Source organism: Mycobacterium sp. SA01, assembly GCF_041287105.1.
Lineage (GTDB): Bacteria > Actinomycetota > Actinomycetes > Mycobacteriales > Mycobacteriaceae > Mycobacterium.
Genome location: NZ_JBGGNO010000020.1, coordinates 255,413 through 274,964 on the forward strand (window position 1 = coordinate 255,413; position 19,552 = coordinate 274,964).

General features: G+C 67.8%; 21 protein-coding genes and 2 riboswitches. Of the genes, 7 read left to right on the forward strand and 14 right to left on the reverse strand.

Features of this window, described 5'->3' with window-relative positions:
* The first annotated feature begins 14 nt into the window (after positions 1-14).
* Positions 15-124: riboswitch (TPP riboswitch) on the forward strand.
* The 4 genes from thiO (at position 119) to AB4879_RS20365 (ending at position 2,886) form a co-directional block, all read left to right on the forward strand.
* Positions 119-1,165, forward strand: a complete 1,047-nt coding sequence (gene thiO / locus AB4879_RS20350; RefSeq protein WP_370509038.1) for a glycine oxidase ThiO — start codon at positions 119-121, stop codon at positions 1,163-1,165. It overlaps the preceding riboswitch by 6 nt.
* A complete protein-coding gene (gene thiS, locus AB4879_RS20355; RefSeq protein ID WP_036343078.1) occupies positions 1,162-1,359 on the forward strand; it encodes a sulfur carrier protein ThiS in 198 nt (65 codons plus the stop codon). The genes thiO and thiS overlap by 4 nt, the downstream gene beginning before the upstream one ends.
* A complete protein-coding gene (locus AB4879_RS20360) occupies positions 1,352-2,122 on the forward strand; it encodes a thiazole synthase (protein ID WP_102805192.1) in 771 nt (256 codons plus the stop codon). The genes thiS and AB4879_RS20360 overlap by 8 nt, the downstream gene beginning before the upstream one ends.
* The gene (locus tag AB4879_RS20365) at positions 2,119-2,886 is read left to right on the forward strand and encodes an SGNH/GDSL hydrolase family protein (RefSeq protein WP_370509039.1); all 768 of its coding nucleotides are present in this window, start codon (positions 2,119-2,121) and stop codon (positions 2,884-2,886) included. The genes AB4879_RS20360 and AB4879_RS20365 overlap by 4 nt, the downstream gene beginning before the upstream one ends.
* On the opposite strand, the gene AB4879_RS20370 is transcribed toward AB4879_RS20365, so the two are convergent.
* Positions 2,877-3,572 carry a TIGR03943 family protein gene (locus AB4879_RS20370; RefSeq protein ID WP_370509040.1) on the reverse strand — a complete coding sequence of 232 codons (696 nt, stop codon included), beginning with the start codon at positions 3,570-3,572 and terminating at the stop codon, positions 2,877-2,879. The two genes, AB4879_RS20365 and AB4879_RS20370, sit on opposite strands and share 10 nt — an antisense overlap.
* Positions 3,569-4,546, reverse strand: a complete 978-nt coding sequence (locus AB4879_RS20375; protein ID WP_370509041.1) for a permease — start codon at positions 4,544-4,546, stop codon at positions 3,569-3,571. Before AB4879_RS20375 ends, AB4879_RS20370 begins: the two co-directional genes overlap by 4 nt.
* Before the next feature lie 55 nt (positions 4,547-4,601).
* Here AB4879_RS20375 and AB4879_RS20380 point away from each other — a divergent pair, with 55 nt between their 5' ends.
* Positions 4,602-6,092 (forward strand): M28 family metallopeptidase, encoded by a 1,491-nt coding sequence (locus AB4879_RS20380; protein WP_370509042.1) that lies wholly within the window; start codon positions 4,602-4,604, stop codon positions 6,090-6,092.
* 37 nt (positions 6,093-6,129) lie between these two features.
* Here AB4879_RS20380 and AB4879_RS20385 read toward each other — a convergent pair whose 3' ends face one another.
* The 7 genes from AB4879_RS20385 to thiC all read right to left on the reverse strand — a co-directional run bounded on the left by AB4879_RS20385 (position 6,130) and on the right by thiC (position 13,644).
* Positions 6,130-7,392: a uracil-xanthine permease family protein gene (locus tag AB4879_RS20385; RefSeq protein WP_370509043.1), complete on the reverse strand. Its 1,263-nt coding sequence runs from the start codon at positions 7,390-7,392 to the stop codon at positions 6,130-6,132.
* Positions 7,346-8,539 (reverse strand): APC family permease, encoded by a 1,194-nt coding sequence (locus tag AB4879_RS20390; protein WP_370509534.1) that lies wholly within the window; start codon positions 8,537-8,539, stop codon positions 7,346-7,348. The genes AB4879_RS20385 and AB4879_RS20390 overlap by 47 nt, the downstream gene beginning before the upstream one ends.
* A 220-nt stretch (positions 8,540-8,759) precedes the next feature.
* Entirely contained in the window at positions 8,760-9,020 is a 261-nt protein-coding gene (locus AB4879_RS20395; protein WP_102805197.1) for a hypothetical protein, read from the reverse strand.
* Positions 9,021-9,037: 17 nt separating this feature from the next.
* Positions 9,038-10,519: a flavin-containing monooxygenase gene (locus tag AB4879_RS20400; RefSeq protein ID WP_370509044.1), complete on the reverse strand. Its 1,482-nt coding sequence runs from the start codon at positions 10,517-10,519 to the stop codon at positions 9,038-9,040.
* Positions 10,520-10,625: 106 nt separating this feature from the next.
* Positions 10,626-11,246 (reverse strand): alpha/beta family hydrolase, encoded by a 621-nt coding sequence (locus AB4879_RS20405; RefSeq protein WP_370509045.1) that lies wholly within the window; start codon positions 11,244-11,246, stop codon positions 10,626-10,628.
* Positions 11,243-12,079: a bifunctional hydroxymethylpyrimidine kinase/phosphomethylpyrimidine kinase gene (gene thiD, locus AB4879_RS20410; protein ID WP_102805200.1), complete on the reverse strand. Its 837-nt coding sequence runs from the start codon at positions 12,077-12,079 to the stop codon at positions 11,243-11,245. The genes AB4879_RS20405 and thiD overlap by 4 nt, the downstream gene beginning before the upstream one ends.
* The gene (gene thiC / locus AB4879_RS20415; RefSeq protein ID WP_370509046.1) at positions 12,076-13,644 is read right to left on the reverse strand and encodes a phosphomethylpyrimidine synthase ThiC; all 1,569 of its coding nucleotides are present in this window, start codon (positions 13,642-13,644) and stop codon (positions 12,076-12,078) included. The genes thiD and thiC overlap by 4 nt, the downstream gene beginning before the upstream one ends.
* A riboswitch (TPP riboswitch) is annotated at positions 13,634-13,744 on the reverse strand. It overlaps the preceding gene by 11 nt.
* A 122-nt stretch (positions 13,745-13,866) precedes the next feature.
* Between thiC and AB4879_RS20420 the strand changes: the two genes are divergently transcribed.
* Both AB4879_RS20420 and AB4879_RS20425 read left to right on the forward strand, forming a co-directional pair.
* Entirely contained in the window at positions 13,867-14,721 is an 855-nt protein-coding gene (locus AB4879_RS20420; RefSeq protein ID WP_370509047.1) for a hypothetical protein, read from the forward strand.
* A 256-nt stretch (positions 14,722-14,977) separates the two neighbouring features.
* A complete protein-coding gene (locus tag AB4879_RS20425; protein ID WP_370509535.1) occupies positions 14,978-16,678 on the forward strand; it encodes an MFS transporter in 1,701 nt (566 codons plus the stop codon).
* Here AB4879_RS20425 and AB4879_RS20430 read toward each other — a convergent pair.
* The 5 genes from AB4879_RS20430 to AB4879_RS20450 form a co-directional block, all read right to left on the reverse strand.
* Entirely contained in the window at positions 16,641-17,015 is a 375-nt protein-coding gene (locus tag AB4879_RS20430) for a hypothetical protein (protein WP_370509048.1), read from the reverse strand. The two genes, AB4879_RS20425 and AB4879_RS20430, sit on opposite strands and share 38 nt — an antisense overlap.
* Before the next feature lie 58 nt (positions 17,016-17,073).
* Positions 17,074-17,358 carry a hypothetical protein gene (locus AB4879_RS20435; RefSeq protein WP_370509049.1) on the reverse strand — a complete coding sequence of 95 codons (285 nt, stop codon included), beginning with the start codon at positions 17,356-17,358 and terminating at the stop codon, positions 17,074-17,076.
* A 126-nt stretch (positions 17,359-17,484) separates the two neighbouring features.
* Complete coding sequence (locus tag AB4879_RS20440) at positions 17,485-17,679, reverse strand: hypothetical protein (protein WP_142391306.1); 195 nt, start codon at positions 17,677-17,679, stop codon at positions 17,485-17,487.
* Between the two features lie 85 nt (positions 17,680-17,764).
* Positions 17,765-17,887 (reverse strand): hypothetical protein, encoded by a 123-nt coding sequence (locus AB4879_RS20445; protein ID WP_370509050.1) that lies wholly within the window; start codon positions 17,885-17,887, stop codon positions 17,765-17,767.
* 116 nt (positions 17,888-18,003) lie between these two features.
* Positions 18,004-19,458 (reverse strand): hypothetical protein, encoded by a 1,455-nt coding sequence (locus AB4879_RS20450; RefSeq protein WP_370509051.1) that lies wholly within the window; start codon positions 19,456-19,458, stop codon positions 18,004-18,006.
* Between the last annotated feature and the right edge of the window lie 94 nt (positions 19,459-19,552).

The window sequence follows — 19,552 nt, forward strand, 5'->3', positions numbered from 1 at the left end:
TAGCGGCTAGCGTGGAGGATCGGCACGGGAGCCCCGGGGCGGGGCTGAGAGTGGAGCGCAACGCTCCAGACCGTCACCACCTGATCCGGGTCATGCCGGCGAAGGAAGCGAAAGGGATATGTCGAAGGATTCTCTGGCCGTCATCGGGGGCGGTGTCATCGGACTCGCGGTGGCACGGCGCGCCCTGCTCGACGGGCTCTCGGTGCGGGTGCATAGGACACCCCCCGGCGGGCAGGAGCGAAGCGACCCGGGGAAATATCCTGCGCTGGGGGCCTCGTGGGTGGCCGGCGGGATGCTGACCCCGCACAGCGAAGGCTGGCCGGGCGAGGAGCAACTGCTGGCGCTGGGTTTGGAGTCGCTGCGGCTGTGGCACGACGGCTTCCTCGACGGCCTACCCGCCGATGTCGTCACCGCGCGCGAGTCGCTGGTTGTCGGTGTGGACCGGGCCGATGCGGCCGATCTGCGGACCGTCGCGGACTGGCTGTCGGCCCAGGGGCATCCGGTCACCGTGACGACCACCGCCCGTGACATCGAACCGCTTCTGGCCCAAGGCATTCGCCACGGTTTCCTCTCATCCGACGAGCTGGCGGTGGACAATCGCAAACTGGTGGCCGCCCTGGAGGCGCACTGTGAGCAGCTCGGGGTGCAGTGGGCGGCACCGGTGGAGCGCCTCGACGACGCCCGCGACGGGGTCGACACGGTGGTCATCGCAAACGGCATCGACGCGCCCGCACTGTGGCCGGGCCTGCCGGTGCGGCCGGTGAAGGGCGAAGTGCTGCGGCTGCGCTGGCGGCGCGGCTGTATGCCGGTGCCGCAGCGCGTGGTTCGGGCCCGGGTGCACGGCCGCTCGGTCTACCTGGTGCCCCGCGCCGACGGGGTGGTGGTCGGTGCGACCCAGTACGAACACGGCCGCGACACCGCGCCGTCGGTGGCGGGGGTGCGCGAGCTGCTCGACGACGCCTGCGAGGTGATGCCGGCGCTGGGTGAATACGAGCTGGCCGAGTGCGCGGCGGGTTTGCGGCCGATGACCCCCGACAACATGCCGATCGTCGGCCGCCTCGATGAGCGCACCCTGGTGGCCACCGGACACGGCCGGTCCGGCTTCCTGTTGGCGCCCTGGACCGCGCAGCGCATCGCCGCAGAGTTGATGGGAGCCCACGCGTGAAGCTGATGGTCAACGACGAAGAACTGGAAGTCGACGACGGCACCACCGTCTCGGGACTGCTGGACACGCTCGGGTTTCCCGACCGCGGCATTGCGGTCGCCGTCAACTGGTCGGTTCTGCCTCGTTCACAATGGGATTCGACGGTGCCCGAGGGGGCCCGGGTCGAGGTGGTGACGGCGGTGCAAGGTGGTTGAACAACTCACGATCGCGGGACGCACGTTCGGCTCGCGGCTGATCCTGGGCACCGGCGGTGCGCCGAACCTGACCGTGCTGGAAGAGGCGTTGGTGGCCTCGGGCACCGAACTTACCACCGTCGCGATGCGCCGGGTGGACGCCGAGGGCGGCACCGGTGTGCTGGATCTGCTTGCCCGCCTGGAGATCACCCCACTGCCCAACACGGCGGGCTGTCGCGGGGCGGCCGAGGCGGTGCTCACCGCACAGCTGGCCCGCGAGGCGCTGGGCACCAACTGGATCAAACTCGAGGTGATCGCCGACGAGCGCACCCTGTTGCCCGATGCTGTCGAATTGGTACGCGCGGCAGAGCAATTGGTGGACGACGGATTCGTGGTGTTGCCGTACACCAACGACGATCCGGTGTTGGCCCGCCGCCTCGAGGACACCGGTTGCGCGGCGGTGATGCCGCTGGGTTCGCCGATCGGCACCGGGCTGGGTATCTCCAATCCGCACAACATCGAGATGATCGTCGAGGCCGCCGGTGTGCCGGTTATCCTCGACGCCGGAATCGGCACCGCCAGTGATGCCGCACTCGCCATGGAATTGGGTTGTGATGCAGTCCTTTTGGCCAGCGCGGTGACGCGGGCCGCTGATCCGCCGGCGATGGCCGCAGCGATGTCGGCGGCCGTGACCGCGGGCCTGCTGGCCCGGCACGCCGGGCGTATCCCCAAGCGGTTCTGGGCACAGGCGTCGAGTCCGAGCGTGTCCTGGCAGGATGCGTGAGCCGCTACGTCGCGCTGGGTAGTTCGATGGCAGCAGGCCCGGGAATCAAGCCCAGGGCGGCTGGTTCTCCGATCCCGGCCGGCCGATCGGCCCGCAACTACCCACACCTGACGGCTGAACGTCTGGGCCTCGACCTGGTTGACGTCACCTACTCCGGCGCCACCACCGCGCACGTGCTGCGCGATCGCCAGCACGGTGCGCCACCGCAGATCGATGCCCTCGACGGCACAGAGGAACTGGTCACCGTCACGATCGGTGGTAACGACGTCGGCTACGTCCCATTGCTGTTCGCCGCGACGCTCCCGCCTGTCCTGCACAAGCTTCCGGTGCTCGGTGCGCGACTGCACGAGCTCCTGGACCCCGCCGCCCGGGGCGCGGCGCTGAACCAGGTGGGTGCGTCACTGCGTGAAGTGGGTCGGGTACTGCGGGAGCGATCGCCGCGGGCGCGGATCATGTTCGTGGACTACCTGACCCTGCTGCCTCCCGCGGGAACGCCGGCGCCGCCACTGCCGGACGAGGTCGCCGATCTGGGTCGTCACGTCGCAACTCGCTTGGCCGATCAGACCTTCGAAGCCGCGACGGCCACGGGCTGCGAGGTGATCCATGCCGCGGAAATGAGCCGCGACCACCACCCCTGGTCGGCCGAACCGTGGACGGTCGGCGCCGGGTCTGTGCTGCCGTGGCGGCCGAAACCGTGGCACCCCAATGCGGCCGGCATGCGCGCGGTCGCCGACCTGATCGTCGCGAGGGTGGGTCAGCCGTAGGTGTTCGCGGGTGGGTCGATCCGCGCCACGCTGGTCACCTCGAGGGTGGGTATCGACCCTGTGCCGGAATAGGTTTGGCCCGGTGGGGCCGTGCCCACCACCCGAAGCCAGGTGTTCTCCGGCATCGTCGCCGCCGCCTGCGCCGCCGGACCGGACAGGTGGAGGCGGGCCAGTTGGGCGTCGGCGGCACAACAGACGATCACGATCTTGGCCAAGTCGACGCGATCGCCGTCGCGCATCGTGAAACCGGTCGTGGTGATCGGGTGGCCATCCAGGCCGCCAACCTTTCCGACCGCCACCCGCATCAACACCTCGGGCAATGACAACGACGGCGCAGGCCCGGGCGGCAGCGGCGGGAACGATCGCGCGATCGACACCGTCGCGGGAGCGGCGGCCCGGGCGCTCAACGCCGGTGGCACCACGAAGATCAGCAGGATCACCGGCAGCACCAACAACCAGACGATGCCGTTGCGGTGATGGTGACCGGCGTGCTCGTGGTGGGGGCCGCCGCGCCGGACGTCGCGCACGATCGCGGTCAACGCCAGCCCGAGCAGCACGACGGCCGAGATCGCCAGCCACGGCAGCATTCCCGGTTTGACGTATCGGGTGTAGGCCCCGGTGACTGTGACCATCACCAGGGCGATCCCGACGATCAGAAGCAGCGTGTTCTCGGTTTCGCGCCTCACAACAGCACCAGCCCGACTGCCGTCGCCACCACCGTCGCCACCACGAGGGTGACCGGGGCGAAGCGCAGCGCGAAACTCCGGCCGAACAAACCGGCTTGCATGGCAACGAGTTTCACGTCGACGGCCGGCCCGACCACCAGGAACACCAGCCGCGGCACCAGCGGCACCATGGTCAGGCTGGCCGCCACGAAGGCGTCGGCCTCCGAGCACAGCGCCAGCACGAACGCCAGCAGCGCCATGGTGATCACGCCGATCACCAGGTGGCCGGCCACATGCTCGAACATCCACGGCGGTACCACGACGCGCAACGTGGCGGCAGCTGCGGCGCCGATCACCAGATAGGAGCCGGCCTGCAGGAAGTCGTGCCGGGCGGCCTCGCTGAACGCGACCCAGCGGGATTGATCCGCGTCGTCGGAGCGGGGCAGCCTGCGGGTGACCCAGCCCGGCCTGCCCCACCTCGACCACAACATTCCCATCACCACCGCGGTCGCCAACGATGCGGCGCAGCGGGCGGCCACCATCTCGGGTTGACCGGGGAAAGCCACCGCGGTGGCTACCAGCACCACCGGATTGATCGCGGGGGCACTGAGCATGAACGTCAGCGCTGCTGCGCCGGTCGCTCCGTCGCCGAACAGGCGCCGGGCCACCGGAACCGAGCCGCACTCGCACCCCGGCAACGCCGCGCCGGCCACACCTGCGGCCAGTACCGCCGCAGGCGCGCGGCGGGGCAGCCACCGAGCCAGCCGCTGTGGGGACACAAAGGCGGCGATCAGCCCGCTGATCATCACGCCGAGCACCAGAAACGGCACAGCCTGCAAAAACACCCCGGCGAACACGGTCCCGGCGGTGGACAGCCGCGGATCGCCCGCGACCCCGTCGCGCATCCAGGTTCCCGCGAGCGCGCACACCACCAATGCGGCCACCAGCACCTCGGTGGAGGTCACCAGGCGCCGGCGCGGGGACGTGACGGTCATCGGGCACATGGTGCCACCCGAACCTGCGCACTCGCCGATACGTACCCTGGGCGCGATGAAGTACAGACACCTGGCCGTCGCGCTGTCCGTCGCGGTCGTGGCGGTGGCGGGATGCAACCGGCCGGCCGACTCCGGCCAACCGGCAGCCCCGGCCAAGGCCGCTGCGCAGTTCGCCGACGAGCTCCGCCAGCGGGTCACCACCGACGCCATGGTGGCGCACCTGCAGAAGCTTCAGGACATTGCCAACGCCAACAACGGCACCAGGGCGGTGGGCACCCCCGGCTTCGATGCCAGCGTCGACTATGTGGCCGGCGTGCTGCGCTCGAAGGGGTTCGACGTCCAGACCCCGGAGTTCCAGGCCAAGGTGTTCAAAGCCGGTAAGCCGGAGTTGCGGGTCGGTGGCGACACCGTCACCGCGCAGGCCGCGGAGTTCAGCCTGTCCACCCCGCCGCAGGGCGTCACCGGGCCGTTGGTCGCCGCCCCTGCGGACGACACGCCGGGCTGCGCGCCGGCCGACTACGACGGCCTCGCCGTCCAGGGCGCGGTGGTACTCGTCGACCGGGGCAGTTGCCCCTTCTCCGATAAGCAGGCCATCGCGGCCAAGCTCGGTGCGATCGCGATGGTGGTCGCCGACAACGTCGACGAGCCGGCGATGGGCGCCACCCTCGGCGAGACGACCGACGTGAAGATCCCGGTGGTCGGTGTGAGCAAGGCCGACGGCGCGCGGCTGCGTGCCAATCCCGGCCCGACGATGCTCAAGCTCGAGGCCAGCACGCAATTGGTCAACGCGCGCAACGTCATCGCGCAGACCAAGACCGGGTCGACCACCGACGTGATCATGACCGGCGCCCACCTGGACAGCGTTCCCGAGGGGCCCGGCATCAACGACGACGGCTCCGGGGTGGCCGCTGTGCTGGAGACCGCGGTGCAGCTCGGCGCCAATCCCGACGTGAAAAACGCTGTGCGATTCGCGTTCTGGGGTGCCGAGGAGCTCGGGACCATCGGATCCAACAAGTACATCGAGTCGCTGAATGTCGACCAGCTCAAGGACATTGCGCTGTATCTGAACTACGACATGATCGGCTCACCCAATCCCGGCTACTTCACCTACGACGGTGACCAGTCCACCGCCCCGGGGCGCGGGGAGCGGGCTCCGCGCGTGCCGGAAGGATCCGCGGGTATCGAGCGGACCTTGGTCGCCTATCTGAAGTCGGCCGGAAAGACGGCCCAGGACACGTCTTTCGACGGCCGGTCGGATTACGACGCGTTCACCAAGGCCGGGATTCCCTCCGGGGGCCTGTTTTCCGGGGCCGAGGAGAACAAGACCGCCGATCAGCAGAAGCTGTGGGGTGGAACCGCCGACGCGCCGTTCGATCCGAACTATCACAAGGCAACCGACACCATCGATCACATCGACAAGGCCGCGCTGGGCATCCTCGGCGGGGGAGTCGCGTTCTCGGTCGGGCTCTACGCCCAGGACATCGAGGGCCGCAACGGCATTCCGATTCGGGATGACCGCACTCGGCACGCGGGTACGGTGTCCTAGCGCAATCTCGATGCCGTGAGCGCAGATTCGATGCGCGTTATGACGGTGCGCCGCGCAGCACCCCCAACGCCCGCATGCCGTGGTAGATGACGAGCGCGGCGATCGAACCGAGCGCAATGCCGGTGAACGTGAGATTGCCGATCTTCCACGTGAAGTCGGCGATGCCGATGATCAGTGCGATCGCGGCGGTCATCTGGTTGATCGGCAGGCTGAAGTCCACCCGATTGGTCAGCCAGATCCGCACACCCAGCACGCCGACCAGGCCGTAGAGCACGATCGTCGCACCGCCGAGCACACCGGGTGGGATCGCCGAGATCGTCGCTCCGACCTTGGGGCACAACGCCAACAGGATCGCGGTCACACCGGCCACCCAATAGGCGGCGGTGGAGTACACCCGGGTGGCAGCCATCACGCCGATGTTCTCGGCATAGGTGGTGGTGGCCGAGCCGCCACCGAAACCGGCCAGCACGGTCGCGACACCGTCCGCCGCCAGCGCACGGCCGGTCAGCGGGTCGGTGTCGACCCCGGTCATCTGACCCACCGATTTCACGTGCCCGATGTTCTCGGCGATCAGCGCGATCACCGCGGGCAGGAACATCGGCAGGACCGAGAGGTTCAGCGTCGGCGTCTGGAACTCCGGGAGTCCGATCCACCCGGCAGCTGCGATCCCCGCGGTGTCCACCTGGCCGAGTGTCAGCGCCAACAGATAACCGGCGACCACGGCCAGGAAGATCGCCAGCCGTCCGATGATGCCGCGGAAGAACGCCAGCGCCGCGACCAGTAGCACCAGCGTGACGATGCCGACCAGCGGGCCCTTCTCGAAGTTCGTCTTGGCGGCCGGTGCCAGGTTGAACCCGATCAGCGCGACGATCGCGCCGGTGACGACCGGCGGCAGCGCGATGTCGATCCAGCGGGTGCCGGCCAGGTGCACGGCCAGGCCGATCACGATGAGCAGCACACCCACCGCGATCAGCCCGCCCAGCGCACTGCCGGCTCCATGCGAGGCCACCGCGGCGGTCACCGGCGCGATCACCGAGAAGCTGGAGCCGAGATAGCTCGGCAGTCGGTTGCCGGTGATCACCAGGAACAGCAGTGTCCCGATACCGGAGAACAGCAGCGTGGTGGCCGGCGGGAACCCGGTGAGCACCGGCACCAGGAATGTGGCGCCGAACATGGCGACCACATGCTGGGCGCCGATACCGAGTGTGCGCGGCCAGCTCAACCGCTCATGCGGGGCGACGACAAAGTTCTGGTCAGCCCGGCTTTCCACCGGTGTCCAGGTCATGGGAATCACGGTCATACCGTAACCGCCGAACCGCATAGATGACGGCGCCAAGGACGAGCACCCCCACCCCGGACAGCACGGCCGGAAGTGGCAGCGCGACCGACAACACCACGCAACCGACCAAACCGACCCCGGGAATGCTGCGGCGCCCCAACGTCCACGCCGAGGCGTTCGCGACCGCGTAGTACACCAGCACCGCGAACGACGAAAACCCGATCACCGCACGGACATCGGCCACCGCGGCGAGCACCGCGACCACCACCCCGACGGCCACCTCGGCGCGGTGCGGAACGCCGAAGCGCGGATGCACGGTCGCCAGCCCGGCGGGCAGGTGGTGATCGCGCGCCATCGCCAGGGTGGTTCTCGACACCCCGAGAATCAGCGACAGCAGGGAGCCCAGCGCCGCCACCGCCGCGCCGACCCGCACCACCGGCTCGAAGCCGGCCGCCCCGGCAGCCCGCACCGCGTCCGCCAATGGTGCTGCGGCGGTTGCCAATCGGTCCGGCCCCAGAGCCGTGAGCACCGTGACCGCGACGGCCGCGTAGATGACCAGCGCAAGCCCGAGTGCCAGGGGGATGGCCCGCGGGATGGTCCGGGCCGGATCGCGCACCTCCTCACCGAGGGTGGCGATCCGCGCATAGCCGGCGAACGCGAAGAACAGCAGACCCGCCGCCTGCAGCACACCGAGCACCGTGCCGTGGCCGAGCCGCAACTGGTCGACGTCCCCGTGTCCCGAGGCGGCCACGATCACCACGACGGCGGCCAGCACCGCCAGCACGACGGCGACGATGATGCGGGTCAGTAGCGCCGATTTCTGGATACCGCGATAGTTCACCGCTGTCAGCGCGATCACCGCGGCGACAGCCACCGCATGGGCGTAGGCGGGCCATACGTAGAAGCCGACGGTCAGCGCCATCGCCGCACACGACGCGGTCTTGCCGACGACGAAGCTCCAGCCGGCCTGGTAGCCCCAGAAGTCGCCGAGCCGTTCCCGCCCGTAGACGTAGGTGCCGCCGGACTGCGGGTAGCGGGCCGCCAGTCGCGCGGAGGAGTTGGCATTGCAGTAGGCGACGACAGCGGCAACCGCCAACCCGACCAGCAACCAGGATCCGGCCGCCGCCGCGGCGGGCGCCAGCGCGACGAAGATGCCGGCCCCGACCATCGAGCCGAGCCCGATGATCACGGCGTCGGTGGTGCCCAGGCGTCGCTGCAGCGTGCTCACCGGCGGGATGTTAAGCGCTGAAGATGAATGCGGACCGACCTGGGAGCAGTTGCCCGCGCCCAAGCCGGTCCGGCACGGTCCCCCGACCTTTCGTGCTCGATCAATGTAAGCGAAAAATCTGACGGTGCCGTAAAACTTGTCGGAACTGTGATCTTGAAAGTCAGCGGTTGCGGACGATGTTGGCGCCCAGATAGGCGCCGTAGGCGAGCAACCCGGCCACCGCGAGCTTGCGCGTCTTGGGTGCGATCAGGGCCAGCCCGATCGCGGTCTCGATGCCGCCGTCGATGTAGGTGTGCTGCAACGTGTTGTCCGGAAACGCCGACTTGGTGGCGGATTCGAACAGCTCCGGGCGCACGAAGTGCGACAACCCGGTGGCGGCCACCACCAGCCCGGTCGCTTTGATCAACGGCTCTGCAGACATCGACGTCCTCTCGCAGGTCAACTGATGTGGTAGTCGGAGAGCGGGTACGTCGACGCTTCGCGTAGTGCCTCATGCGTAGTCATCGGCCGCAACAGCGTCGCCTCACCACTGGGATTGAAATAGTACGACCGCGCCGTCGCGCAATTGCCGAGGGTGAACAAAGACGTGCCGAGCAGCTCGGTCATCTCGTCCAGATAGCGGGTGTTGGCTTCTTCGGTGATCTCGAACGTGGTTGCCCCGCGTTGCTTCAGCTCGCCGAACAGCCGGTCCATGTGCCGCATCTGATATTCCATCGAATTGAAGAAGTTCAAGCCGAGGAACGCGTACGGACTGGCCAGGCTGAGGAAGTTGGGGAAGTACGGAACCGATACGCCTTGATAGGCCTGGAATCGGGTTTCGCGCCACCACTTCCCGAGATTACGGCCGTCGCGACCGATCACCTCGATGGCGGGGAAGTTGGCTTCCCAGAGATCGAAACCTGTTGCCAGCACCAGGGTGTCGATGACGGACTTGGTGCCGTCGTTGGCGACGATGCCGTCGGCCTCGATGTGGTCGATCCCGCTGGACTGCAGGTGCACGTTCGGTCGGGTGAACGCCCGATAGAACTTGTTGGAGAACGTCGGCCGTTTGCAGCCGAAGTCGTAGTCCGGGGTGAGCTTGCGTCGCAGCTCTTTGTCCCGGATGACGGCGAAGCGCCACAGCTGGGAGAGGTAGGCCGCAATGCGATTCCCGAGCGGGAAGCGGTTGTAGTGCAGGACTCCCCAGTCCACCAGCACCTCGTAGGCGAAGTCGGTGATCGCGCGGATGACGCGCTGCGCCAGCGGTACGCGGGCGAACAGTCGCTTGGCCCTGGCGGAGAACGTGATGTCCACCTTGGGCACCACGTAGATCGCGGTGCGTTGATACACGGTGAGATCGGCGGCGTCGCGGGCCAATTCGGGGATGAGCTGGACCGCGGTGGCGCCGGTGCCGATGATGCCGATCTTGCGGTTGGTCGCGTCGTAGGTGTCGTCCCAGGCGGCGGTGTGGACGATGGTGCCCTCGAAGGTGTCGATGCCGGGAATCTCCGGCGTGCGCGGTTGCGACAAGAAGCCCGTCGCGGTGATCAGGTACCGCGCCGCGAGGGTGTCACCGTCGGCGACCGTGACCCGCCACAGCTTGTCTTCTTCGTCCCAGCGCGCGCTTTCGACGGTCGTGTTGAACCGGATGTGGCGGCGCACGTCGTACTTGTCGGCGACGTTGTCGGCGTACTGCTTGATCTCGGCACCGGTGGAGAACAACCGGTCCCAGTTCGGGTTGGGCTCGAAGAAATACGAATACGTGGTGGTGGGGACGTCGACGGTCAGCCCGGGGTAGTGGTTGACGTACCAGGTGCCGCCCAGATCGTCCTCGCGGTCGAGAATGACGAAGTTGTCGAATCCGAGGCGCTTGAGCTGGATCGCCGCACCGATTCCTCCGAAACCGGCGCCCACGATGATCGCGTCGTACTGCGTTGGCATGCGAACAGAATACCGTATCTTACTCGTCAGTAAGATACGCCGTAAGACCCCAATTCCGGGGACTGATGTCGTCTCGGCCGACGGTGTTCACCGCGTCGAGCTGCGCTCAGGGCAACGCCGACAGCGCGGCGGCGACGGCGAGGGCCGGCACGTCGAGCTTCTTGGAGCCGAGGTCGTGGCGGGCGCCGGTGACGTCGACGATCGACACCGGCGCGGGGATGAGCGTGGCCGCCTCGCGGAGTTCGTCGATGGTGCCGAACGGATCGGCGGTGCCGTGCGTGAACACCGTCGGCACGGTGATGCCGCCGAAGTGTTCGGTGCGCAACCGGTCCGGCTTGCCGGGCGGATGCAGGGGGTAGGAGAACAGGGTCAGCACGTCGACGAGGCCGGGATGCTCGGCGACGACCATCGAGGTCTGCCGACCGCCATAGGAATGTCCGCCGGCCAGCAGCGGACCGGCGGCCAGCGAGCGGGCCAGCGTGAGTGCGTCGACGACTCCGGCCCGGTCGCCGGCCGCCGATCCCGACGGCGGGCCCTTCGGGCGCCGCCGGCGGTACGGCAGGTTGTAGCGGATCGCGAGCCAGCCGCGGGCGGCCCACTCGTCGCAGATCCTGATCAGCAGGGGCGACTCCCGGCTGCCGCCGGCGCCGTGGGTCAACACCACCACGCCGGCCGGGGTGCCGTCCGGTTCGTGTGCGACGCCGGCGATCTCGTCGAGGTCGGTCATGACTGCAGCCGCCACAGCGCCGACACCGGGCCGTGGCCGCTGCCAAGCGGATAGGCCGCGCGGAGACACTCCGTGACCCACGCCTTGCCGAACGCCACCGCGTCGGGCATCGAGTACCCGTGAGCCAGGGCGCATGCGGTGGCCGCCCCCAGCGTGTCGCCGGCGCCGTGGTCGTGGCCGGTGTCCACCCGCGGCGCGTCGAACTCGTGGAAGTCGGTGCCGTCGTAGAGCAGGTCCGGACTGTGCGTCGACCCCCGTAGATGGCCGCCCTTGACCAGCGCCCACTGCGGGCCGAGTGCGTGCAGCGCCTTGGCGGCATCGCGCTGGGTCTGCTCGTCGACGACGTCGATACCGACCAGCAATCGGACCTCGTCGAGATTGGGGGTGACCAGACTGGCCAGCGGAAAGAGCTGGCTGCGCAGGGTCTCCAGTGCCGACGGATGCAGCAGCGGGTCGCCGTGCATCGAGGCGCAGACCGGGTCGACGACGAACGGTGTGGTGCCCGCCAGGCCGAGGTCACGCCATGTGCCCGCCACCGTGTCGATGATCTGCGAGGAGGCCAGCATGCCGGTCTTGGCGGCCTGTACGCCGATGTCGGTGACCACCGCCGAGATCTGACCGGCGATCACGTCCGTCGGAATTTCGTGAAAACCCTTGACGCCCAATGAGTTCTGTACGGTCACCGCGGTCACAGCGACCAGTGAGTGCACCCCGAGCAGGGCGAACGTGCGCATATCGGCCTGGATGCCCGCGCCGCCACCGGAATCGGAGCCGGCGATGGTCATGACGCGAAGTGGCGTCTGTCCCGGCGGGGTCAGGGGGAGCAGATTCACGGCACTGAGTTTTCCAGAGGGATGTACACCCGGTTGCCGTGTGCGGCGAACTCCTCGGATTTGGTGTCCATGGCGTCGCGAATGTCCTGCGTGATGCGCATCGAGCAGAACTTCGGCCCGCACATCGAGCAGAAGTGTGCGGTTTTGGCGGGCTCGGCGGGCAGGGTCTCGTCGTGGAACTCCCGGGCGGTGTCGGGGTCCAGGGACAGCGCGAACTGGTCGTGCCAGCGGAAGTCGAACCGGGCCCGCGAGAGCGCGTCGTCGCGTTCCTGCGCACGTGGGTGGCCCTTGGCCAGATCGGCGGAATGGGCGGCGATCTTGTAAGCGATCACGCCGTCCTTGACGTCCTTGCGGTTGGGCAGGCCGAGGTGCTCCTTCGGCGTGACGTAACACAGCATCGCGGTGCCGGCCTGGGCGATGATCGCCGCCCCTATCGCCGAGGTGATGTGGTCATAGCCCGGTGCGATGTCGGTCGCGAGCGGCCCCAGCGTGTAGAACGGCGCCTCCTCGCACAGCTCCTCTTCGAGGCGAACGTTCTCGACGATCTTGTGCATCGGCACATGGCCGGGGCCCTCGATCATCACCTGCACCCCAGCGGCTTTCGCGATCTTCGTCAGCTCGCCCAGGGTGGCCAGTTCGGCGAATTGAGCCGCATCGTTGGCGTCGGCGATCGAACCCGGGCGCAAGCCGTCACCCAGCGAGAACGTGACGTCATAGCGCGCGAGGATCGTGCACAGTTCCTCGAAGTTGGTGTACAGGAACGATTCTTGATGATGAGCCAGGCACCAGGCGGCCATGATCGCTCCGCCGCGACTGACGATCCCGGTGACGCGCTTGACCGTCAGCGGGATGTGGCGCAACAGCACACCGGCGTGCACGGTCATATAGTCGACGCCCTGCTCGCACTGCTCGATCACGGTGTCGCGGTAGATCTCCCACGTCATTTGGGTCGGGTCGCCCTTGACCTTCTCCAGCGCCTGGTACATCGGCACCGTGCCGACCGGAACCGGGGAGTTGCGCAGAATCCACTCCCGGGTGGTGTGGATGTCGGCGCCGGTGGACAGGTCCATGATGGTGTCGGCGCCCCACCGGGTGGCCCACACCATCTTGTCGACCTCCTCGGCTATTGACGAGGTGACCGCCGAATTACCGATATTGGCATTGACTTTCACGGCGAACGCCTTGCCGATGATCATCGGCTCGCTCTCCGGGTGGCGATGGTTGGCCGGGATCACCGCCCGGCCGCGCGCCACCTCGTCACGCACGAGTTCGGCGTCGACGCCCTCCCGCACGGCGATGAAGGCCATCTCGGCGGTGATCTCACCGGCCCGGGCCCGCTGCAGCTGGGTGCCCCGGTCGGTGACGATCCCGGGCCGCGCGGGCAAGCCGGCGTGCAGGTCGATCACCGCGTCGGCGTCGGTGTAGGGGCCCGAGGTGTCGTAGAGGTCCAGATGTTCGTCGTTCGAGAGGTTCACCCGGCGAAACGGAACGCCGTCGCGGTAGATCTTCGTGCTACCGGCGATCGGGCCGGTGGTGACGGTGGGATCGACAAAGAGATCGGTCATGTTCACTCCCTACGCCGGCATTACCCGGACAGGTTCTACGGTCGACGGCCGGTCAGCCGTCCTCTCAGCGCACTCGTTGTGCGCTCCCGTGTGGTTGGTGTTCCGTCGCCCACGCTAGCAGCCGAGCCGCGAATTTCGCGTTTCGCAGCTGCCCACTCGATCTTTCGCTGCGACACGTGCAATTCGGCGGCGGTGTCGGGCGGCGCTGGCATGCTCCCGTTCATGGCCAAGCAGGAGGTGTTCGTCGGCCGTGAAGCGCTGTCCGATGGCCGGCTCACCAGGAGTGAATTGGTCCGCTGGTACCAACCGCTCTTCCGCGGCGTGTACATGCCCAAGGATTCACCAGTCACGTTGTGGGACCGGGCGAAGGCGGCCTGGTTGGCGACCGGCCGCCAGGCCGTGATCACCGGCGTCGCGGCGTCCGGTCTCTACGGTGCGAGTTGGGTCGACGCAGGCACGACCATCGAGTTGATATCGCCGCGCCATGCGCGGCCGCAACCGGGTCTGGTTGTCCGTCAGGAGTCGCTCGCACCCGACGAGGTCACCAAGGTTTCAGGCATCCCCGTCGTGGTGCGTGCTCGCGCAGCCTTCGACCTGGGCCGGCACCTGCCGAGAGGGGATGCCATCGCCAGGATGGATGCGCTCATGCGCAACTCGGTGTTCTCCGCTGAGGACGTGCTCATCCTCGCCAAGCGGTATCCCGGTGCGCGGGGACTCAGGAAGTTGTTCGGTGTGCTGCCCCTGGTCGACGGTGGGGCGGCCTCGCCGCAGGAGACGCGGCTGCGGTTGCTCTACATCGACGCCGGGCTCCCGCGTCCCACGACGCAGGTCCCGGTGTTCGACGGGTGGCGGGCGGTGCGGATTCTCGATCTCGGCTGGGAGGAATTCCGGGTCGGCTCGGAGTACGACGGCGACGTACATCGAACCGATCGCCGCGCGTACGTAAAGGATCTGCGGCTGCGCCCAATTGTGGAAAGCCTTGGGTGGACGGTCGACCATGTGATCAAAGAGGACGGCGCTGACGAGATCATCCGGCGCGCCGCCAAGCTCTTGCGGTCCCGCGGCTGGAGGCCATGACCGAGCCTCGCCGATTTTCACGTTTTGCGGCTGCCCACTCGACCTTTCGCTGCGAAACGTGAAATTCGATGGGTGAGCGGGACCGCGAGAGCCGGGACAACGATTGGCTCCGAATGATTTGTATAGCTAACATATGCGTTATTGCGCCGGACGGCGCCCATTGCTTTTTGCTGGACGATTGCACACGAAACGAGATTCGCCCGTGACGACGGAGCTTGACCCGGCCCTGGCCGAGACCGACCGGCGCCGCCGCCGGATGGACCACGACCACCCGCACTACAAGTGGGTGGTCCTGTCCAATACGACGCTCGGCATCCTGCTGGCCTCGATCAACGCCTCGATCGTCCTGATCTCCCTGCCCGCGATCTTCCGCGGTATCGACCTGAACCCGCTCGCGCCCGGCAACGTCAGCTACCTGCTGTGGATGCTGATGGGCTACCTCGTGGTGACCGCGGTTCTGGTGGTTCCGTTCGGCCGACTCGGCGACATGTTCGGTCGGGTGCGGATCTACAACATCGGCTTCGTTGTGTTCACCCTGGCGGCCATCGCGCTGTCATTCGATCCGTTCCACCTCGATGGCGGCGCGATCTGGCTGATCGCCTGGCGGGTGGTCCAGGGCGTCGGCGGCGCGATGCTGATGTCGTCGTCGTCGGCCATCCTCACCGACGCCTTCCCGGCCAACCAGCGTGGCATGGCGCTGGGCGTCAACATGGTCGCCGCCGTTGCCGGCTCGTTCCTGGGCCTGCTGATCGGCGGCGTGCTCTCCGAGGTGCACTGGCAAGCGATCTTCTGGGTGGGTGTGCCGATCGGCGTGATCGGCACCCTCTGGAGCGTGCGCTCGCTGAAGGAACTGGGCGTGCGAAACCCGGGCCGCGTCGACTGGGCAGGCACCATCACCTTCGGTGTCGGGCTGACCGTGTTGCTCATCGGCATCACCTACGGCATCCAGCCCTACGGCGATTCGACGACCGGCTGGACGAGCCCGATGGTGCTGGGCTCGATCATCGGCGGGCTGGCGCTGCTGGTGGTGTTCTGTTTCATCGAGTTGCGCGTGTCGCAACCGATGGTCGACATCCGGCTGTTCCGGTCGGCGGCCTTCGGCATGGGCAACCTCGCCGGGCTGATGTCCTCCGTCGGCCGCGGCGGCCTGCAGTTCATGTTGATCATCTGGTTGCAGGGCATCTGGCTTCCGTTGCACGGCTACAGCTTCGAATCCACTCCGCTGTGGGCCGGCATCTACTTGTTGCCCGCGACGTTCGGTTTCCTGGCCGCAGCACCGATCGCCGGGTCGCTCGCCGACCGGTTCGGCGCGCGGCCGTTCACCGTCGGCGGCATGCTTTTGATGGCGGTCACTTTCGTTGCCCTGCTGTTGATTCCGGTGAACTTCAACTACTGGGTGTTCGCGGTTCTGGTGTTCCTCAACGGCATCGGCGGTGGCATCTTCACCGCACCCAACACCGCGGCCATCATGTCGAGCGTCCCCGCGTCGCAGCGCGGGGCCGCCTCCGGGGTGCGCTCGACGTTCTTCAACGCGGGCAATTCGCTGTCCATCGGGATCTTCTTCTCACTGATGATCGTCGGGCTGGCCCACACCCTGCCCGCTGCGATGAGCGCAGGCCTTCAGGCTCAAGGTATTTCGGCTTCGGTAGCCCATGACGTCGCCAACCTGCCGCCCGTCGGCAGCCTGTTCGCGGCGTTCCTGGGGTACAACCCGATCGGCGAGCTCCTGGCGCCCTACAATGCGTTGCACCAGCCCGGCGTCAACGCCGACGTGCTGACCGGGCAGACGTTCTTCCCGAATCTGATCACCGAACCGTTCCACTCCGGCTTGGTGGTGGTGTTCGGTGCGGCCGCGCTGATGATGGTGATCGGCGCGATCGCCTCGATGTTCAACCCGGGCCGCTACGGCGTCGCGGAGGTCACCGAAGACCAGGCGCCCGCGACGACGACCGAGTAGCCGGCGGCGGGGCGCTGCCCTCGGCGACCCAGCGATGTAACCGTCCCGCGGTGCGCCACATTGCGGCCTGCAGTTCGGCCGGCCCGACCTCGGCTTGTGCGCATGCGGTCAGGCGCTCGGAGATCCTGGACAGGGTGAGGGCGCCCATCCGGGCGGTGCGGTCCCGCGAGGCGCGCATGCTCTGCGCGATCGCCTCCCGGAACTCGAGCAGATCGCCGACCATCCTGGCACCGCCGGCCGGACGCTGCCGTCGATATTCTTCGATGAGTGCGTCGATACAGGTCAACGCCTGATGCGCAGTGCTTTTCGGGATCGGGATGCTGAGGTCCGAGCTCACCCTCAGAGCCCAGCACGCCCGCTCGAACAGACCGTGACCAGCCGAGAACGGCTACGGATCACGAATCCGAACGGCCGACCAAGATCAGGTCACGAAGCGCGAACGCCGGGACGGCGAGCGCATCGGAGAGCTGGGCGGCGAAGGATCGGGCGATGCGGGTCCCGTCGCGCTGCTCGTCGAAGTCACCGGTCAGATCGACGGCGATCCGGCAGCCGAACGTATCGCCGGCCTCCACCACGTCGATGCCCTGCACGCCCACAGGCAATGGAAGTTGCCTGGCGGCCGCACGAACGTGCTCCACCGTCGCTGCCCAATCGACGTACACCGACACAAACGACCCCATCTCGACCATGGTTCTTGCGGACAGCCGTGCGCGCCACACGAATCGCGGAATGTTCATCTCCCGGAAACCCGGCGATGGCGCGGACCGCAACGACCGATGGACAGCAGGGCGAGCGACCGGCGCGGATCAGCAGTCGTTGCCGGCCTGCAGGAGAACCTTTTTCAGGCGCGGTGCCGGTACGGCGTGAACGTCATAGCCGGGATTGTCATCAGCCCAGGCGATCTCGGAGCAGTCGCGAAACCCTGCTGCGGTTTCGGCGTCGCTGACCGAATGATCTTCCACCCACCCGTCGAGCACGCTCTTGCAGCCGACGAGGTTCACGTTGCCAAGTCTGACCGCTGACGCTGCAGGCCCTGTCGAACCGTCCACGCTGGGCGGATGGCTGGATCTGTGCCACTCGATGAGGTCACGCACCGGCGCCAGGTGGCACGGCTGCCCCGGGCTCGACGGAATCGTCGACGGCAACTCCGCGCCGCTCGACGCGACCACCGAGGTCGGTGACGGTGTCGCGGATGTGGGGGCGCCGCACGATGCGAGCATCACCGGCGCGAGAGCGGCAACGAGAGTCCAGCCGATCTGCGCCATTCGCCAAATACTACGGACAATGCCCGCCCGTGCTCTGGGGCGCGGGATCACGGCGACGGCTCACGCGCCGCCGTCGGCGATCTCCACACTCTCCGGCTGCTCACTGGAACGCCGCCGGCGAACCACCACGACGGTGATCGCGACGCCCGCGAGGACCACTACCGCTGCGACCCCACCGCCGATCAACAGCGTGCGGTTCTGGTGTCGCTGAGCCTGTGCCGGGGGCGCCTGTAGGCCGGCAACGAGTTTGATGTCGTAGCCGGGCAGCGGGTCCTGAGCGGGCGGGTCGACGCCGGGCAGCAGCTGCGTCCGGGAGATCTGAAACAGCGCTTCGCCGTGGTCGTCCTTCGACCACTGCCCCCAGGCGGGGATCTCGCCGTCGAGGAGAACCCGCGTGGCATCGCCGACGGCGGGGTCCTTGCCCAGATCTGTCAGCGTGCGCACCCGGAACGGCGCGGAGGTGCCTTGGTCGAACGTCACTTGGACAAGGGCGTTCTTGATGATGTTGAGCGGTGCCGGCTTCTGCGGGGGCGCCTGCCCGGGCGCCGGTTTGAAGCCGCCGCCGGAGAAGCTGCCGACCGCGATGTTGGTCGGTGGGGCAGAACCGGTTTCAGTCGACGCGGTGAAGCTGTACACGCCGGGTCCTGGGGTGTCGATCACCGCCCGTTGCATCGGCGGGACAGTGAATGTCCTTGGTGTACCACCGGATTCGTATACCACCCGCAGCGGTGCCTGGTATGGGTTGATGAAGACCGGCCGGTAGTACCGGTCGTATGAGGTCCAGCGGGAGTTCCATTTCTTGACCGGACTGGTCAGCCGCCCACCCCTGGATCGGGCCGGCCGGGGGACTGCGGCCTTCACTTTGTTCGCGTAGGAACGGGCACCCTTGGTGGTGGTCTTCGGGCCGACGACCCTGCCGCGCCGAGCGGTCGTGCCGTCGTCGCGCGGGACCTCGGCGGTGTCCGGCTTGGGCTCGGCGTCGGGCTCGTCGTCCGGGTCCGCGGTGGGATTCGGTTCGTCGTCGGGGCTGTGGGTGTCCGGGGCGGACGGCTCCGCGGGGCCGCCGTCCGAGTGCTCGCCGTCCGAGTGCTCGCCGTCGGGGTGCTCATCCTCGGCGCCAGGCTCCTCGCCCGTTGGCTGCTGGGCCTGCTCGGGCTCCTGCTGGTCCTCTCCCGACGACTCCGGCGCGTCCTCGTCGGCGGGGTCGTCCACCTCGGGCGCATCATCCATGCCGCCGTCGTCGACGTCCCCCGGGTCGTCGAAATCCACGCCGCCCTCGTCGTAGGCACCGCCGTCGTCATAGCCGCCGTCGTCGTATCCGCCACCATCGTCGTAGCTGCTGCCGCCGTCGCCGTCGTCCGGGTCGGCGGAGCTCACCGGGATTCCGGCGAACAACGTCGACATCGACACGGCGACGGCTGCCGTGAAAGCTGCAGGCTTGTAACAGAACATTGCGGTTGCGCGGCGCACCGAGACCTCCCCCTTGGAACCACGGACCGGCCGTGGCACTGCCATCAAATCATCCTGGCCGCGATGATGGAACGTCTTCGCCGTTTGCTGGGCAGTGGTGGCGTGTCATGCCGCCGCATCGCGACTGTCCCAACTGGCC

Bases quoted from the DNA above. Each gene is read 5' to 3' on its own strand.
- thiO (WP_370509038.1), top strand. From the start codon at position 119: ATGTCGAAGGATTCTCTGGCCGTCATCGGGGGCGGTGTCATCGGACTC.
- AB4879_RS20375 (WP_370509041.1), bottom strand. From the start codon at position 4,546: ATGACCGTCACGTCCCCGCGCCGGCGCCTGGTGACCTCCACCGAGGTG.
- AB4879_RS20380 (WP_370509042.1), top strand. From the start codon at position 4,602: ATGAAGTACAGACACCTGGCCGTCGCGCTGTCCGTCGCGGTCGTGGCG.
- AB4879_RS20385 (WP_370509043.1), bottom strand. From the start codon at position 7,392: ATGACCGTGATTCCCATGACCTGGACACCGGTGGAAAGCCGGGCTGAC.
- AB4879_RS20390 (WP_370509534.1), bottom strand. From the start codon at position 8,539: ATGGTCGGGGCCGGCATCTTCGTCGCGCTGGCGCCCGCCGCGGCGGCG.
- AB4879_RS20395 (WP_102805197.1), bottom strand. From the start codon at position 9,020: ATGTCTGCAGAGCCGTTGATCAAAGCGACCGGGCTGGTGGTGGCCGCC.
- AB4879_RS20400 (WP_370509044.1), bottom strand. From the start codon at position 10,519: ATGCCAACGCAGTACGACGCGATCATCGTGGGCGCCGGTTTCGGAGGA.
- AB4879_RS20405 (WP_370509045.1), bottom strand. From the start codon at position 11,246: ATGACCGACCTCGACGAGATCGCCGGCGTCGCACACGAACCGGACGGC.
- thiC (WP_370509046.1), bottom strand. From the start codon at position 13,644: ATGACCGATCTCTTTGTCGATCCCACCGTCACCACCGGCCCGATCGCC.
- AB4879_RS20420 (WP_370509047.1), top strand. From the start codon at position 13,867: ATGGCCAAGCAGGAGGTGTTCGTCGGCCGTGAAGCGCTGTCCGATGGC.
- AB4879_RS20425 (WP_370509535.1), top strand. From the start codon at position 14,978: ATGGACCACGACCACCCGCACTACAAGTGGGTGGTCCTGTCCAATACG.
- AB4879_RS20435 (WP_370509049.1), bottom strand. From the start codon at position 17,358: ATGGGGTCGTTTGTGTCGGTGTACGTCGATTGGGCAGCGACGGTGGAG.
- AB4879_RS20450 (WP_370509051.1), bottom strand. From the start codon at position 19,458: ATGGCAGTGCCACGGCCGGTCCGTGGTTCCAAGGGGGAGGTCTCGGTG.